At 62.8% G+C, this 16052-nt stretch carries 12 protein-coding genes; 3 read left to right on the top strand and 9 right to left on the bottom strand.

Annotation, left to right across the window (positions count from 1 at the left end):
• Positions 1–48: 48 nt before the first annotated feature.
• The 9 genes from NKI06_RS24770 to NKI06_RS24810 all read right to left on the bottom strand — a co-directional run bounded on the left by NKI06_RS24770 (position 49) and on the right by NKI06_RS24810 (position 10413).
• Positions 49–1155, bottom strand: coding sequence for an ABC transporter substrate-binding protein (locus NKI06_RS24770; RefSeq protein WP_023671169.1), 1107 nt, complete (start codon positions 1153–1155; stop codon positions 49–51).
• A gap of 241 nt (positions 1156–1396) precedes the next feature.
• A complete protein-coding gene (locus NKI06_RS24775) occupies positions 1397–2569 on the bottom strand; it encodes an iron-containing alcohol dehydrogenase (RefSeq protein WP_023755042.1) in 1173 nt (390 codons plus the stop codon).
• Positions 2570–2587: 18 nt separating this feature from the next.
• On the bottom strand, positions 2588–3973 hold the full coding sequence (locus NKI06_RS24780) for an aldehyde dehydrogenase family protein (protein ID WP_352987495.1): 1386 nt from the start codon (positions 3971–3973) through the stop codon (positions 2588–2590).
• A 13-nt stretch (positions 3974–3986) separates the two neighbouring features.
• A complete protein-coding gene (locus NKI06_RS24785) occupies positions 3987–4406 on the bottom strand; it encodes a type II toxin-antitoxin system VapC family toxin (protein WP_031244335.1) in 420 nt (139 codons plus the stop codon).
• Complete coding sequence (locus tag NKI06_RS24790; RefSeq protein ID WP_352987496.1) at positions 4403–4858, bottom strand: DUF7662 domain-containing protein; 456 nt, start codon at positions 4856–4858, stop codon at positions 4403–4405. The genes NKI06_RS24785 and NKI06_RS24790 overlap by 4 nt, the downstream gene beginning before the upstream one ends.
• Before the next feature lie 88 nt (positions 4859–4946).
• On the bottom strand, positions 4947–6317 hold the full coding sequence (locus NKI06_RS24795; RefSeq protein WP_352987497.1) for a glutamine synthetase family protein: 1371 nt from the start codon (positions 6315–6317) through the stop codon (positions 4947–4949).
• A gap of 79 nt (positions 6318–6396) precedes the next feature.
• Positions 6397–7953: an amino acid permease gene (locus NKI06_RS24800; protein ID WP_023747111.1), complete on the bottom strand. Its 1557-nt coding sequence runs from the start codon at positions 7951–7953 to the stop codon at positions 6397–6399.
• A 79-nt stretch (positions 7954–8032) separates the two neighbouring features.
• A complete protein-coding gene (locus NKI06_RS24805) occupies positions 8033–9577 on the bottom strand; it encodes an amino acid permease (protein ID WP_023740938.1) in 1545 nt (514 codons plus the stop codon).
• A gap of 17 nt (positions 9578–9594) precedes the next feature.
• Positions 9595–10413 (bottom strand): N-formylglutamate amidohydrolase, encoded by an 819-nt coding sequence (locus NKI06_RS24810; RefSeq protein ID WP_023747110.1) that lies wholly within the window; start codon positions 10411–10413, stop codon positions 9595–9597.
• A gap of 147 nt (positions 10414–10560) precedes the next feature.
• Between NKI06_RS24810 and NKI06_RS24815 the strand changes: the two genes are divergently transcribed.
• The 3 genes from NKI06_RS24815 (at position 10561) to NKI06_RS24825 (ending at position 15848) form a co-directional block, all read left to right on the top strand.
• Positions 10561–11385 carry a MurR/RpiR family transcriptional regulator gene (locus NKI06_RS24815; protein ID WP_023671160.1) on the top strand — a complete coding sequence of 275 codons (825 nt, stop codon included), beginning with the start codon at positions 10561–10563 and terminating at the stop codon, positions 11383–11385.
• 171 nt (positions 11386–11556) lie between these two features.
• Positions 11557–12720, top strand: a complete 1164-nt coding sequence (locus tag NKI06_RS24820) for an efflux RND transporter periplasmic adaptor subunit (protein ID WP_023691844.1) — start codon at positions 11557–11559, stop codon at positions 12718–12720.
• Positions 12717–15848 (top strand): efflux RND transporter permease subunit, encoded by a 3132-nt coding sequence (locus NKI06_RS24825; protein ID WP_023671158.1) that lies wholly within the window; start codon positions 12717–12719, stop codon positions 15846–15848. Before NKI06_RS24820 ends, NKI06_RS24825 begins: the two co-directional genes overlap by 4 nt.
• Positions 15849–16052 lie beyond the last annotated feature (204 nt).

Consider the following 16052-nt stretch of genomic DNA (forward strand, 5'->3'; position numbering starts at 1 on the left):
TCCGAGGAACACCGGGCGGCCGCGAGGCCGCCCGGTTGGTTTCAAGCCTTACTTGACGTTGGCGCCGACGACGGCATCCCAGTTCTTGGTGACGGCTTCCTTTGCCTTGCCCTGCTCGTCCAGCGTCGGGAACACCGCGGCAGCGTAAGCCTCGGCCGGCGGCAGCTTGGCCATCACGTCCGCCGGGAGCTTGCCGTTCTTGGCAAGATCGTTGAAGCGGATCGGGTGGCAATAGCCCTTCAGCCAGCCGATCTGGCCTTCGTCGGAGTAGAGATACTCCAGCCAGAGCTTGGCAGCGTTCGGATGCGGTGCGAAAGCACTGATCGCCTGCACATAGACGCCGGCAACGACACCGGTCTTGGGCACGACGACGTCGACGGGCGGATTGCCCTTCAGCGTGTCGCGACCGGCAAGTGCATTGTAATCCCAGGTCACCAGGATCGGCGTCTGGCCTTGTGCCAGGGTCGCCGGTTTGCCGATGACCGGCACGAAATTGCCGGCGGCGTTAAGCTTCTTGAAGAAGTCGAGACCAGCAGTGCCAGCAGCTTCGCCGGCAGCCGCACCACCGGAAATGCCGGCCGCGTAGACGGCCTGGATGGCTTGGTTCGAGGCGCGCGGGTCGCCGGCAAGCGCCACGGTGTTGGCGAATTCCGGCTTCAGCAGGTCAGCCCAGTCAGCCGGCGCTTCCTTGACGAGGTCCTTGTTCACCAGGAAGGATAGCACGCCATAGTAGTCGCCGGTCCAGTAACCATCGGCATCCTTCGCGCTGTCGGGGATCGAGTCCCAGGTCGACACTTTGTAGGGCTGGATCAGGCCGTCAGCCTTGGCGGTCGGGCCGAAGGACAGGCCAACGTCGATGACGTCAGGCGCCTGCGGGCCCTTGTTGTCCTTGTTGGCCTTGATCGCCTCGACCTCGTCGCCGGAGCCGGCATCGGGGTTGAGTTCGTTGATGGTGATCTCAGGATACTTTGCCTTGAAGCCGTCGATGACGGCGCCGTAGCCGCACCAGTCATGGGGCAGCGCGATGGTCGTGAGCTGGCCTTCCTTCTTCGCTGCGGCAACCAGTTCATCCATGGACTGGGCCGACGAGATAGCAGAGGTCGCCATGAGGGCGACGGCCGAAAGGGAAAGCACTTTCCCTGTGAACTTGAACATGTGTTCTCTCCGTTGAACTGGCGTCCTGGACGCCTGCGATGCGGTATCGATTTCGTGTGACAGCCAGATGAAAGCTTTTTGAAACAGGCGCCCGGCGGTACGAAAAGTTAACTCTTTTTAACCGGCTGTAGCAATTAGCCTGCACTTAATTTCCCGGCTAATGGTTTATAGCCTTGTCTCTTGCCCCTTTGCCCTTTCCTTTCCCCTCGTTTCCAGATCAATTCCGGCACAGGAAACCGCCTCAGACCGTACCGGCGATAGAGTTTTCGAGCAGCGTCAGCGCTGCTTTCTTGGTCAGCTTGACCGGGTTGCCGCCGGCTGTCGGATCGACCACCGCCATGTCGGCGATCAGCCCCTTGCGCTTCTTGTCCATGTCGAGCCCCTTGATCAGGCCGGGCAGTGCATGCGGCACCTTCAATTCCTTGCGCAGCTTGACGATCGCTTTGGCAAAACCGTTGAACCCGCCCTTGATTCCGCAATAGGCGGCAAGCCGGGCGATGCGTTCTTCGATCGAGTCCCGGTTAAAGGCCAGCACGTAGGGCATGAACACCGCATTCGTCATGCCGTGATGGGTGTCGTAGAGCGCGCCGATCGGATGCGACAGCGAGTGGATGGCGCCAAGACCCTTCTGGAAGGCGGCAGCACCCATCGCGGCCGCACTCATCATGTGGGCGCGCGCGACAAGGTCCTTGCCGTTGGCGTAGGCCTTGGGCAGGTTCTCGAACACCAGGCGCACACCTTCGACGGCAATGCCGTCGGCCATCGGGTGATAGCCCGGCGCGCAATAGGCTTCGAGGCAATGTGCCAGCGCATCCATGCCGGTGCCGGCGGTGATGAAGCCGGGCATGCCGACCGACAGTTCCGGATCGGCAATAACGATTGCCGGCAAAAGCTTCGGATGGAAGATGACCTTCTTGGTGTGCGTCGCCTCATTGGTGATGACGCCGGCACGCCCGACTTCCGAGCCTGTGCCGGCAGTGGTCGGCACGGCGATGATCGGCGCGATGGCATCCGAATTGGCCCGCGTCCACCAGTCGCCGACATCCTCAAAGTCCCAGATCGGCCGCGTCTGGCCAGCCTGGAACGCGATCAGCTTGCCGAGATCGAGCGCTGAACCGCCGCCGAAGGCGATGACGCCGTCATGCTTGCCCTTCTTGAACACGGCGATGCCGGCGGTGAGGTTGGAATCGACCGGGTTCGGCTTCACCTCGGAGAACACGCCATAGGATACCTTGGCGTCGTCGAGGATTTTCAGCGTCGAAGCGACGACCGGCAGTTTCGCCAACCCCGGATCGGTGACGAATAGCGGCCGCTTAATGCCGGTGGCCGCGAGCACCTCAGGCAGTTCCTTGATACGCCCGGCGCCGAAGCGGACGGTGGTCGGGTAGTTCCATTTGGAGATCAGCTTGGACATGTCTTGTCTTTCAAAAAATCAGATGGCTTCGCGCAGATGGAAGGATTTCGGCCGGGTCAGATTGTCGTAGCCGAGCGCCGAAAGGGCAACGCCTTTGCCGGTGTCCTTGACGCCGGTCCAGACCAGCGCCGGATCGAGGTAGTCGCAGCGGTTCATGAACACGGTGCCGGTCTCGACGCGGTCGCCGATCGCCACCGCATGCTCGATATCGCCGGTCCAGATCGAAGCGGTCAGCCCGTAGGGGCTGTCGTTCATCAGCGCGATCGCCTCCTCGTCGTCGCGCACCTTCATGATGCCGACGATCGGGCCAAAACTTTCCTCGCGCATGACGCTCATTTGGTGGTCGACGCCGGTCAGCACTTCCGGCGCCAGATAGGGCGAGCCGGCCTTGTCGTTAGCCACCTTCATATTGATGTGTGCGATTGCACCCTTGCGCAGCGCCTCGGCCTTCTGCCCGCGGATCAGGTCGGCAAAGCGCGCCTGCGCCATCGGCCCCATTGTCGTCGCCTGTTCCAGCGGATTGCCGACGGCATAATTCTTCGTCTCGGCGATGAAACCTTCGACGAACTGGTCGTAGACCTTCTCATGCACATAGACGCGCTCGATGCCGCAGCAGCACTGGCCGGAATTGTAGAAGGCGCCGTCGACCAGATTGGCCACCGCATGGTCGAGCTTGGCGTCGGGCAGCACATAGGCCGGATCCTTGCCGCCGAGTTCGAGCCCGAGCGTCATGAAGGTGCCGGCCGCCGCCTTCTCGATGGCGCGGCCGCCGCCGACCGAACCGGTGAAATTGACATGGTCGATCTTGCCCGAGCCGAGCAGCTTCTCGGTCTGGGCATGGTTCAGCACGACATTCTGGAACACGCCCTTGGGCAGCCCAACCTTGTCGAACGCCTGCTGGAACCGTTCGCCGACCAGCAGCGTCTGCGCCGCATGCTTGAGGATAACGGTATTGCCGGCCATCAGTGCCGGCACGATGGTGTTGACGGCGGTCAGATAGGGATAGTTCCACGGCGCGATCACCATGACGACGCCTAGCGGATCCTTCTTCACATAGCGTCGGAAGCCGTCCTTCGGGTTGGATGCCGGCACGGATTTCAGCGCGGCTTCAGCGATCTCGACCATGTAATTGGTGCGTTCCCTGACGCCGCCGAACTCGCCGCCATAGCGCACCGGTCGCCCCATCTGCCAAGCGATCTCCGGCACGATCTCGTCGGTCATCGCGACCAGCGCTTCGAGCATCGCCAGCATAAATTTGCCGCGCTCGACGATCGGCGTCAGCGCCCACTTCTCCTGCGCCGCTTTGGCGCGCTCGACCGCGGCATTGATCGCCTGGTCGGTCGCGATCGGTCGCTCGGCATAGATCGAACCATCGATGGGCGATTTGAGTCTTACGGTTTCCAAAGGATACTCCAAGTTAGCAGGCTAGGGTGCGCAGATGGCCATTGCGGCCATAGCGAAGGATGGGCTCGTCACGCGTCACCAGAACCATGTCCAACGCTCTCGCACTTGCCATCAGTATCCGATCCATGGGATCACTATGGGGCGGACCGGGCAGGTTGGATGACGCAATCAGAATGGCTGGTGAGATAGCGCTGAGCTTTGCCGACATTCGCTCGATGAATCTCTCCACGAAGTCGAGTGGCGCCAATGGCAGATTGAGCCGGCCCTTGGCTACGCCAATTCCGATCTCCCATGCCGACATCGGCGAAAGATACAGACGGCCGTCATAGGCCGCTTCCGAAATCTCCCGGCTTGCGTGCGGATCGATCAGACTATCGTTGGCGACAAAGATCATCGCACATGTATCCAGAAGCAGGTTTGGCTCTTCGCTCATTTACGCACCGCAAGTTTGCCGTCACGCGCGTCAGCCTCACCGCCCAGATAGCCCCGGTCCCATGGCTCGTCATCGAAAGGTTTGGTGACATCAAATCCGGCTTCGATTGTTATCAGGCCCTTCATGAAACCAAAGCCGGGATGGCGATCCGCGCGCGCCTCCTTTGGCGCGGCAGGCACGCTACCACTGGGCGGCGCCGAAATGGGCACCTTGCGAACGCGGCGAAATACCAGTTTCCCACTCCCTATATTGACGGATTCGGTCTCGAACCCAGCCTCAAGCCACTCCCTTGTCATGGGATTGTTGCTCGGATTGTTGCTCCACCATGCAGGGTATTGCTTCGATGCGGGCAGCGGCAGATTGAGCACTCTCTCGATTTCGGCGAATGACATCGGGACGCGATCGACATTTTGGGCAATGAGAAAATCCTTGAGCGGCGCATATTTGGACATCGCAAACTCCTCAATGTAGCACTGCAGTTTACAGGTACCATATGGTACTAACTTCACCACATTGTCAACATTAAAGCTGTATAAAGTTTTAGTACCGCTCGAACCCTCTGTGCAGTTCCCAATCCGTAATGCGGCGGTCGTATTCGAACTGCTCCCACTTTGCGGTGTGGACATAATGTTCGAGCACATCGTCGCCGAGCGCCTGCTTCAGCATCTTCGACTTGGCCAGCGTCTCGGTGGCGTCGCGCAGCGTTTTCGGGATCTCCGGAAGGCGCGAGGCCTGGTAGGCATCGCCGACGAACGGCTTCTGCAGTTCGAGCTTCTCGTCGATGCCGGCAAGGCCGGCGGCGATCAGCGCCGCGAACGCGAGATAGGGGTTCAGGTCGGCGCCGCCGATGCGGCATTCCATGCGGATGCCCTTGGTGCCCTCACCGCACAGGCGGAAGCCGGCGGTGCGGTTGTCCTCGCTCCACATGATCTTGGTCGGTGCGAAGGTGCCGGCCTGGAAGCGCTTGTAGGAGTTGATGTAGGGCGCCAAGAACCAGGTAAACTCCCTGGCATATTTCAGTTGCCCAGCCGCCCATTGCTGGCCAAGCGTGGACAAAGTCCAGTCCGCCTTCTTGTCGAAGAACAATGGCATGTTGCCATCGGCGCTCCACAGCGAATTGTGGATGTGGCTGGAATTACCGGCGAGCCCGTAATTGTATTTCGACATGAAGGAAATCGACTTGCCTTCGGACTCGGCAATCTCCTTGGCGCCGTTCTTCAGGATGACGTGGCGGTCCGCCATGTCGAGCGCCTCGGCATAGCGCACATTGATCTCTTCCTGCCCCGGGCCCCATTCGCCCTTGGAGTTTTCGATCGGAATGCCCGCCGCTTCCATCTCGTTGCGAAGCCGGCGCATGACGCCTTCTTCCTTGGTGGTGATGCCGATCTGGTAGTCGCCGATATAGGGCGACGCGGTGTCGAGCCCCTGCCAGTGCTTCTTGCGGGCGGAATCGTAGGTTTCGTTGAACAGGTAGAATTCGAGCTCGGAGGCGAAGTAGCCGATATAGCCGCGTTCGGTGAGCCGCTTGACCTGCTTTTTCAGCATCGCGCGCGGCGAATGCGGAAGGTCGTCATGGGTGTGGTGGTCGAGCACGTCGCAGATCACCAGCGCGGTCTTTTCCAGCCACGGAATCCGCCGCAGCGTGGCAAGGTCCGGCTTCATGACGAAGTCGCCATAGCCCTTCGACCAGCTTGCCGCCTTGTAGCCCGGCACCGGCTCCATATCGATGTCGGCGGCGAGCAGATAGTTGCAGCCATGCGTCTCGTCATGAGCAGAATCCACAAAGTACTGCGCCAGGAAACGCTTTCCAGCCAGCCGCCCCTGCATGTCGACGATGCAGGCCAGCACCGTGTCGATCTCGCCATTGGAGACCGCTTTCTTCAACTGATCGAACGAGAAATTTCCGGCCATTCCTTTGGCACTCCAGTGCTTGGTCGTTGAGGACGAAACCATAGCCGGCTGCACGCCGGCCATGGCCATGATGGTGACGTCAGTGGCCGGTTTCGCCGACCGCCTGTTCGGCGGCCTTGATCGCTGCCTGACGCGCCGCGATGATGTCGCCCAGCGGCGGGCCCTGGAAGCGATTGCGCTCGAAGGCGAACCAGATAATCGCCGTCAGGATGAAGAAGCCGACGGTGATGTACAGCGCCCAGTCGTTCGGCGGCTGGATGCCGATGATGAAGATCAGGATCATCGACACGATCGAGAGAACGCCGAACAGCATGAAGATGCCACGGCCCAAGTTCCACGGTCCCATCTTGTCCCACTTCGGCGTTCCCCAGGCCACCATGCCGAGCACAATCGGCACGGTGAAGGACAGGAACAGGAAGATGACGGTGCAGGACACGACGATGGTGTAGGCCGAGGTACCGGCGACCGAAACCAGCGTCGAACCCCAGACGAACAGCACCGACAGGACCGACGCCGTCCAGATCGCCGCCACCGGCGTGCGATAGGTCGGGCTGACCTTGGCCAGTGCCGACGAGCCCGGCAGGCCGCCGTCACGCGAGAAGGCAAAGATCATGCGCGAAGCCGAGGTGACGGTTGCGAGGCCGCACAACAGCTGGGCGATGAACACGACGAGGTAGACGAACTCCTTGAGGCCGGGACTGACGCGCTGGTCGAAGGCCCAGAAGAACACGTTCCAACCCTGCTTGGCGGCGTCGTCCATGTTGGGGATCATCAGTACGAAGGCGGCCAGGAACAAATAGCCGAAGACCGCCGACCAGATAACCGACATCACCATCGCACGCGGCACCGATGAGGCCGCCTTGATGGTTTCCTCGGAAGTGTGTGCCGAAGCATCGTAGCCGGTGATGGTGTAGATCGGCAGCAGAAGGCCGAGAGCGAACACCCAGGCGTTCGAGACGGACGGCCAGACGCTGGCGCCGGCCTCACCCGAGTAGTTGTGGAAGGTGAAGAGCCGGCTGAAATCCCAGGTCTCGGCGGAGAACAGGCAGACGACAGCAATCAGGATCGAGCCGAAGAAGATAAGGTAGCCCGAAAAGTCGGTCAACTTCGCCGTCAGCTTGATGCCGAGATGGTTGATCAGCGCTTGGGCGCCGGTGATGATGACCAGGAAGATCATCTGATTGGTCAGCGTACCCTCGATGCCGAGCGTCGGCCCGAAGGCGCCGATGAAGAACGTCCAGGTGCCGACATTGATGGCGCCGAGCACGGTAATCAGGCCGAGCAGGTTGAGCCAGGCCGTCACCCAGCCGGTGCCGCGATTGCCGAGGATCGAACCCCAGTGATAGAGGCCGCCGGCCGTCGGATAGGCCGAGCTGATCTGCGACATAGCGACCGCGAAGGTAAGCGAGACGAAGCAGCCGACCAGCCAGCCGATGCCGATGCCGATGCCGCCGGCGCCCGACGTTGCCTGCGCCAGCGAATTGATGCCGCCCGACAGGATGCAGATGATGGAGAAGGAAACCGCGAAGTTGGAGAAGCGGCTTAGCCGCCGCTCAAGTTCCTGGGCGTAGCCCATGGAGTGGAGATGCTTTACGTCTTCCGCCTTGTCTGTGTCTGAATAACCCGGTGCTGCCATTGTAGTCCCCTTTTGCGTTCTTAGCTGGCCGGCCCTGCCCCGGTCGGCTTGCGCCGGCCGGAGCATCTAGTCTTTGCTGTTAGCCTGCCGTCTGGCCGACGGCTGCTTCCGCGGCCGCGATCTCCGAAGCGCGGCGAGCAATGTCGGCGCCGATCGGCGGGCCCTTGAAGCGGCGCGATTCGATACCGAACCACAGAACCACGAGCAGAACGATCAGGCCGATGGCATAGTTGATCAGGATGTCGAAGGGCGGCTGGATCCCGGCATACATCAGCACCAGAACGCCAAGCACCGTGATGACGGCGAACGGCTTGGACCAGATGCCGAGGCGGAACGGGCCGAATTCGGTCCAGCTCTTGCCCTCGGCAAGCAGGCCGGCGGCCACGGGCATGGCGTAGGACACGTAGAGGAACAATGCACAGCCGGCCGCCAGTGCGGCAAAAGCCGGCGAGTACAATGTCGCTGCGACCGCGAGCACCGCTCCGAGCCAGATCGCCGCCACCGGCGTACGCCATGTCGGGCTGACAGTCTTCCACACCGACGAACCGGGCAGGCCGCCGTCACGCGCGAAGGCAAAGATCATGCGCGAGGTCGACGTCAGTCCGGCGAGCGCGCAGATGAAATTCGCCAGCACGATTGCGATGGCAATCATGCTCTTCAGCAGGAATGGTGCCGGCAGATTGTTGAAGAGATTGAACCAGGCATTGGCGCCATCCTTGGCCGTCGCTGCCAGATCGGGGCTGGCCAGTACGAACGAAACGGCCATGACGAAGCCGAACACCAGCGACCACAGAACCGAATGGATCATGCCGCGCGGCACCGCCACGCGGGCATTGTGGGTCTCTTCGGACGTGTGGGCCGAAGCGTCGAAGCCGGTGATGGTGTAGAGTGGGTAGAGCAGGCCGATCAGGAAGGCGACGAGTGCCGTCCGTGCGGTCGGAACGTAGCCTGCGCCTGGATCACCGGTGTTGTTGACGAAGGTGGTGAGCCGCGAGAAATCCCAGCTTGCGCCCCAGATCAGGAACATCGCGGTCAACACGACGGCGACGACCAGAATGAGGTAGCCCGAGAAATCCGTCAGCATGGTGGTGAGCCTGATACCGAAATGATTGATCAGCGCCTGCGCGACCGTGATGATCACAACGCCGATCACCTGCTCCTGATAGCCCCACGCGGAGACGTCGTTACCGAACACGCCGGACCAGACAAGGTCCTTGAACAGCGCGTAGACGCCGACATTGACCGAGGCGACGACGAAGACCAGGCCGAGCAAGTTGATCCAGGCCGTGGCCCAGCCCCAGCCGCGCCCGCCGAGAATTGACGACCAGTGGTAGAGACCGCCGGCCGTCGGATAGGCCGAGCCGATCTGGCCAAGGGACGCGGCAACGACAAGTGCAAAGACGCCGCCGATGACCCAGCCGACAGTCGCCTCGAAGCCGCTGCCGGTCGCCATGGCCAGCGGGAAGGACGTGATGCCGCCCGCCAGAATACAAATGATCGAAAAGGAAATTGCGAAGTTCGAGAAGCCGCTCATGCGGCGAGCCAACTCCTGGGCATAGCCCATGCTATGGAGGGTTTTTACATCCTCCGATCTTTCAGCGTCTGATTTGTCCGGTCCTGCCATTTTCGTCCCCTGTTTTTCTAGCTGGCCGATTGAACTGACTTTCCCATTGCGTGTCGCCGGGAACCCTTGGCCTCCTCGGGTTCCAGGTCAGAAAAAATGCCCGTGAGCAGATCCGCCCATTTCCGCTGCCCGGTCTCGCCGGAGATCTCGTCGTTGCGGATTTCGATCATTGCGCAGGCAAGGCCGCGCGAGCGTGCATGGCGCTCCAAAGTGAAATAGACGCGGTCGGCCGGCGAATAGGGCTCGTTGATGCCGACAGTGACGCCGGAGAGCCGCTGCAGCGCCGCTATCAGCGGCGACGCCAGCCGGCGGTCGTCATCATGGATGATGCCGATATGCCAGGGCCGGTTCTTGCCCTTGTAGACCGGGGTGAAGGAATGCACCGACACCAGCCGGGTCTCCTGCCCACGCGCCTGCCGGTCGTCGATGATCGATGCGATCGTGTCGTGGAACGGCCGCCACGACAAAGCGATGCGCTCGGCGCGCTCACTGTCCGACAGGCCGGCATTGCCCGGAATGGCCGTCGTCTCGCTGACCGGCGGCACCAGGTCCGGTGCGTCGAGCGGACGGTTGCAGTCGATTATCAGGCGCGAGATGCGGGTTTCGATGAGCGTCGCATCGAGGGCGGTCGCGATGCGGCGCGCCACCGGCAGCGCGCCGGGGTCCCAGGCGATGTGGCGGGAGAGGTCCTCGGCCGGCAGGCCAAGCGTGCCGAATTCGGACGGCAGGAAGTTGGAAGCGTGGTCGCAGGTCAGCACGAAAGGGCTGGACCCGCCGGGGTTCGTCACCCCTACGGTATCAGACGATGCAAGGCTGGCGGGCCGTGCTCTCTCCATAGTCTGCCGTCCCCTGGGGAGCGCTGTATCTTATGTTACGTATTTTGCCTCATTGCGTCCCTGTGGATGATTTCATACAGTTTGTCCGGCTTTGTCAAATGCGATTTCGGGGAAGCGGTCTGGACGGGCTCAGGGGTGGGGAAAACGATGATTTCCAGCATTGCCGAACTGATTTCGGACCGCATCGGCACGATGCCGGCCGGCGAGCGCCGCGCCGCGCAGACACTGATTGCGAACTATCCGCTGATCGGGCTGAAGACGGTCGCCGAGTTCTCGACCGCCGCCGGCGTATCGTCGCCGACCATCCTGCGCTTTGTCTCCAGGCTGGGGTTCCAGAACTATCCCGAATTCCAGTCGGCGCTGCAGGACGAACTGGCGGCGCAATTGCAGTCGCCGGCATCGCGCACGCTCAACCCGGCCTCCCCAAGCGGTGCAGTATCGCCAATGCTGGAGGCGACGCTGGACAATATGCGCGAGACCTTCAGGCATCTCTCCGACAGACAGCTTGCCGACATCGCCGCAAGGCTTGCCGACCGGCGCGGCAAGACATTCCTGATCGGCGGCCGCTTCACCGATCCGTTGGCACGCTACATGGCCGCCCATCTCGCCATCATCCAGCCCGATGTCTATCACCTTGCCGGCCAGGAGAGCATCTGGCGCGACCGGCTGATCGACATGGGCAAGCGCGACGTGCTGGTGATCTTCGACATCAGGCGCTATCAGGACAGTCTGGTCCGCTTTGCCCAGACCGCGCATCAGCGCGGCGTTCAGATCGTGCTGTTCACCGACCAGTGGCTATCGCCGATCGCCCGCTTCGCCCGCCATGTCATTGCCGGACGCACCGCCGTGCCTTCGGCGTGGGACTCTTCCGCCGCTCTGTTCGTTGTCGCCGAGACGCTGATCGGCGCCGTCACCAGGCAGCTCGAGGCCGACAGCGCCAGGCGCATCCGCGACCTCGAAAGCCTGCGCTGACACGCTCAATCCCCGCCGCAAGTGCGCAAAATTACGCAGATTTAATGTGCATGGAAGCGGCAGAATTGCCATAAAGCCATGATATTGCGGCGGCTTCGCACATACCGGGTGCGTCGCTGCGCGTTTTTTTGCTTGGCGAAACCGGTAGACGTTTTGCCAACCGGAGTGTCGATGGCCGCCTGGAAACAGATCGTTTTTGCGCTTGTGATCCTGGTCGCGGCTGTCCTCGCCTGGGCGCGATTCTTCCCGGGCGCGCCGGAGGTTCTAGCACGCTGGGGCATCGACTGGACCTATGCTTCGGCGCCCGCCACAACCGGTGCGGTCGACACGACAAAACAGGCAGGCGGCCGCAACGCTGCCGGCCGCCCGGCAAATGTCGTCGCCTTGCCGGCGACCACCGCCACCATCAACGATCGCCTGCAGGCGATCGGCACCGGCCGCGCCAACGCCTCGGTGACGGTCAACCCATACAGCTCTGGGCGCCTCGTTGAATTTCTCGTCCAATCCGGCACCCGCGTCGACAAGGGGCAGATCATCGCTGTTCTCGATTCCGAGACCGAGGTGATCTCGCAGGATCGTGCCAAGCTTGCCTTGCAGGATGCCCAGGACAAGCTCGAGCGGGTGAAATCATTGAGGGCCTCCAACGCCGCGACCCCGGTCGCCGTCGCCGATGCCCAAGTGGTGCTGGCCGGCGCCAAACTGGCGCTGCAGGATGCCGAACTCGCCTTGCAGCGTCGTTCGATCGTCGCCCCTATCGCCGGCACGGTCGGCATCCTGCCGATATCGGCCGGCAATTACGTCACCAGCCAGTCGGCGATCGCCACGCTTGACGACCGCTCCTCCATCCTGGTCGATTTCCTGGTGCCCGAGCGCTTCGCCGCCGCCGTCAAGGTCGGCGCGCAACTGTCGGCGACGCCGATCGCCAATCCGAGCAAGGCCTATACCGGCACTGTGTCGGCCATCGACAACCACATCGACGAAAAGAGCCGCACCCTGCTGGTCAAGGCTGCAATCGCCAATCCGGCGGATTCGCTGCGCGCCGGCATGTCGTTCGGCATCACCATGCGCTTCCCCGGCGACACCTATCCGGCCGTCAGCCCGCTGGCAATCCTGTGGGGTTCCGACGGCGCCTATGTCTGGCAGGTCGAGGACGGCAAGGCCAGGCGCGTTCCCGTGCGCATCATCCAGCGCAACACTGAGACGGTGCTGATCGACGCTGAGATCGAGGATGGCGACATGGTCGTCACCGAAGGCACCCAGAGCGTCAGCGAAGGCGGCGCGGTCCGCATCGCCGGCCAGGATCAGCGCGCCGCGGAAGCTGCCGAAGGCTCATGACTGCACCCGTCAGCACCGCCAGCGAAACCGGCTTCACCGCACTCTTCATCCGCAGGCCGGTTATGGCCTTCGTGCTGAACACGCTGATCGCAGTGGCCGGCCTTGCCGCTTTCTATGGCGTCGAAATCCGCGAACTGCCCGATGTCGACCGCGCCGTGGTCACCGTGTCGACGGCCTTCGAGGGTGCCGCCGCCGAAACCGTCGACCGTGAACTGACCGACACCATCGAGGGCGCGGTCGCCCGCGTCTCCGGCGTCAAGTCGATCTCGTCGACCTCTTCCTTCGGCCAGAGCCGCGTCACCATCGAGTTCAACGACGGCGTCGATTTGAACGTCGCCGCCTCCGACGTGCGCGACGCGGTCGGCCGTGTCGCCAACATGATACCGGAGACCGCCGACCCGCCGCGCATCGTCAAGGCCGATGCCAATTCCGATGCCGTGATGCGACTGGCCGTCACCTCCGACACCATGTCGGTGCAGGACATGACGGTGATCGTCCAGGACCAGATCGAGGACGAACTGGCTGCCGTGCCTGGCGTCGCCGACGTTCAGGTCTATGGCGACCGCGACAAGATCTTCCGCATCGATGTCGACCAGAACAAGCTCGCCAGCCTCGGCTTCACTGTCGCCGATCTGAGGGCAGCGCTTGCCTCGGTCGCTTTCGATTCACCAGCCGGTTCGATCACCACCACCAACCAGGATCTCATCGTCCGCACCACGGCCGATGTGACGACGCCGGAAGAATTCGAAAACATCATCATCGGCGGCACGACGCGCATCCGCGACGTCGCCACCGTCACGCTCGGTCCCGACATCGGCCAGACCTCGTTGCGCTCCGACGGCAAGACCGGCATTGGCCTTGGCATCATCCGTCAGGCGGAATCGAACACGCTGGATATTTCCACCGGAGTGAAAGCAGCCGTCGCCAAGCTGCAGGAAAACCTGCCCAAGGGCATGTCGATCAAGATCACCAGCGACGACGCAGTCTTCGTCAACGGCGCCGTGCACGAGGTCGAGATCGCGCTCGGCCTGTCGATCTCCATGGTGCTGATCGTCATCTACATCTTCCTGCTCGACTGGCGCGCGACGCTGATCCCTGGTCTGTCAATGCCGGTCGCCATGATCGGCACCATCGCCGCCATCTATCTCGCAGGCTTCTCCATCAACATTCTGACGCTTCTGGCGCTGGTGCTGGCGACCGGCCTTGTCGTCGACGACGCCATCGTCGTTTTGGAAAACATCGTGCGACGGCGCAACGAAGGCATGGGGCCTCGTGCCGCCGCCGTGCTCGGCGCCCAGGAAGTGTTCTTCGCAGTCATCGCCACGACGCTGACGCTCGTTGCCGTTTTCGTGCCGATCTCCTTCCTGCCGGGACAGACCGGCGGCCTGTTTCGCGAATTCGGCTTCGTCCTCGCCATGTCGGTGCTGCTCTCCTGCGTGGTGGCGCTGACGCTGTGCCCGATGCTGGCCTCGCGCATGTTGACCGGCGCATCGCTCCACCATGAAGGCGGTCACGGCATTGGCGCGCGCGTCGGTGGCGCGCTGAACGCGGCCTACAAGCGCGCCTTGCATGCCTGCCTCGGCGCGCCGTGGATCGTGCTGCTGGTTGCGGTGCTGTTTGCGGGCGTCGCCTTCAGCCTGTTCGGCACCATCCGCCAGGAACTGACGCCGAGCGAGGACCGCGCCGTCGTGCTGTTGCGCATCAACGCGCCGCAAGGCGTCAGCCTCGATTACACCACGCAGCAGATGCAGAAGATCGAGCGGCTGATCCAGCCGCTGCGCGATTCCGGCGAGATCGTCTCGACCTTCGAAAACGCCGGCCAGAACGGCGCCTACAATTCCGGCTTCATGGTGATGACGCTGGCGCCGTGGGACGAGCGCACGCGCAGCCAGCAGGAGATCATGGCGCAGATAAGCCAGCTGACCCGGCAGGTGCCATCCGTGCGCATCTTCCCGGTGCAGGCCAATAGCCTCGGCATTCGCGGCGCCGGCAACGGCCTGCAATTCGCGCTGGTCGGCAACGACCGCAAGGCGCTCGGCGACGCGGCGGTGAAGATCATCGCCCGGATGCAGGCCGATCCGCGCTTCCAGACGCCGCGGCTTTCCATCGACCCGACGCAGCCGCAGCTGGCGGTGGCCATCGACCGCGAGCGCGCCTCCGATCTCGGCATCGACATATCGGGTCTCGCCAACACCTTGCAGGCGATGCTCGACGGCAACGATGTCGTCGATGTCTACATCGCCGACCGCAGCTATGGCGTGAAGCTGGTCTCGACCACCAACCCGATCAATGATCCGACCGATCTGGAAAACATCTTCCTGAAGACCGCCGACGGCCGCTTCGTGCCAATGTCGACCATCGCCACGCTGACCGAGCGCGCCGTGCCGCCGTCGCTGACCCGCGAACAGCAGCAGCCTTCGGTGGCGATCACCTCGAACCTGAACGGCAATTTCGCACTGGGTGACGCGCTCGGCGTTGCCGAGCAGATCGCCGCCCCGCTGCTGCCGCCGGGCAGCCGCGTCCTGCCGCTGGCCGAAGCCGCGACGCTCGGCGAGACCAACAGCGCCATGATCACCATTTTCGGCTTCGCGCTGGTCATCATCCTCCTGGTGCTCGCCGCCCAGTTCGAAAGCTTCGTCAGCGCCGTCATCATCATGGCGACGGTCCCCCTCGGCCTTGCCTGCGCAATCTTTGCGCTGCTTTTGTCAGGCACCAGCCTCAATGCCTACAGCCAGATTGGCCTCGTGCTTCTGGTCGGCGTCATGGCCAAGAACGGCATCCTCATCGTCGAATTCGCCAACCAGCTGCGCGACCGCGGCCTCGGCGTGCGCGAGGCGATCGAGCAGGCCTCGATCATCCGCCTGCGGCCGGTGATGATGACGATGATCTGCACCATCCTCGGCGGGGTCCCGCTGGTGCTGGCCGCCGGCGCCGGTGCCGAAGCGCGCATCGCGCTCGGCTGGGTCATCGTCGGCGGGCTGGGTCTCGCCACAGTCTCGACGCTGTTCCTGACCCCGGTCGCCTACCTCCTGCTCGGCCGCTTCGTCACGCCGAAGGCGCATGAGGAAGCGAGGCTGAAGCGGGAGCTTGAGGAAGCGGCGTACGCCAATGTCGAGCCGGCGGAGTAGCTCCGCTTACCCTCCCCCTTGTGGGGAGGGTCGGACCGCAGGTCCCGGGTGGGGGTGCAGCGCCAACTAACGTCGGTCCAGCGCTCCCGCGAATAACAGAGGTAGGAGCCAAGACCCCCACCCCGACGAAAGACCAAAATTGCTCTTTCGTGCGGGCCGACCCCCACCGGCCGGGGGGGGGGGAGAGGAGGGTGGGATAGCAAG

Origin of the sequence: Mesorhizobium sp. M0772 (assembly GCF_040320135.1) — a bacterium.
Lineage (GTDB): Bacteria > Pseudomonadota > Alphaproteobacteria > Rhizobiales > Rhizobiaceae > Mesorhizobium.

Excerpts from the sequence above, each read along its gene's own strand:
- NKI06_RS24800 (WP_023747111.1), bottom strand. The coding sequence starts at position 7,953 with ATGGCAGCACCGGGTTATTCAGACACAGACAAGGCGGAAGACGTAAAG.
- NKI06_RS24790 (WP_352987496.1), bottom strand. The coding sequence starts at position 4,858 with ATGTCCAAATATGCGCCGCTCAAGGATTTTCTCATTGCCCAAAATGTC.
- NKI06_RS24820 (WP_023691844.1), top strand. The coding sequence starts at position 11,557 with ATGGCCGCCTGGAAACAGATCGTTTTTGCGCTTGTGATCCTGGTCGCG.
- NKI06_RS24805 (WP_023740938.1), bottom strand. The coding sequence starts at position 9,577 with ATGGCAGGACCGGACAAATCAGACGCTGAAAGATCGGAGGATGTAAAA.
- NKI06_RS24795 (WP_352987497.1), bottom strand. The coding sequence starts at position 6,317 with ATGGCCGGAAATTTCTCGTTCGATCAGTTGAAGAAAGCGGTCTCCAAT.
- NKI06_RS24770 (WP_023671169.1), bottom strand. The coding sequence starts at position 1,155 with ATGTTCAAGTTCACAGGGAAAGTGCTTTCCCTTTCGGCCGTCGCCCTC.
- NKI06_RS24785 (WP_031244335.1), bottom strand. The coding sequence starts at position 4,406 with ATGAGCGAAGAGCCAAACCTGCTTCTGGATACATGTGCGATGATCTTT.
- NKI06_RS24815 (WP_023671160.1), top strand. The coding sequence starts at position 10,561 with ATGATTTCCAGCATTGCCGAACTGATTTCGGACCGCATCGGCACGATG.
- NKI06_RS24825 (WP_023671158.1), top strand. The coding sequence starts at position 12,717 with ATGACTGCACCCGTCAGCACCGCCAGCGAAACCGGCTTCACCGCACTC.
- NKI06_RS24810 (WP_023747110.1), bottom strand. The coding sequence starts at position 10,413 with ATGGAGAGAGCACGGCCCGCCAGCCTTGCATCGTCTGATACCGTAGGG.
- NKI06_RS24775 (WP_023755042.1), bottom strand. The coding sequence starts at position 2,569 with ATGTCCAAGCTGATCTCCAAATGGAACTACCCGACCACCGTCCGCTTC.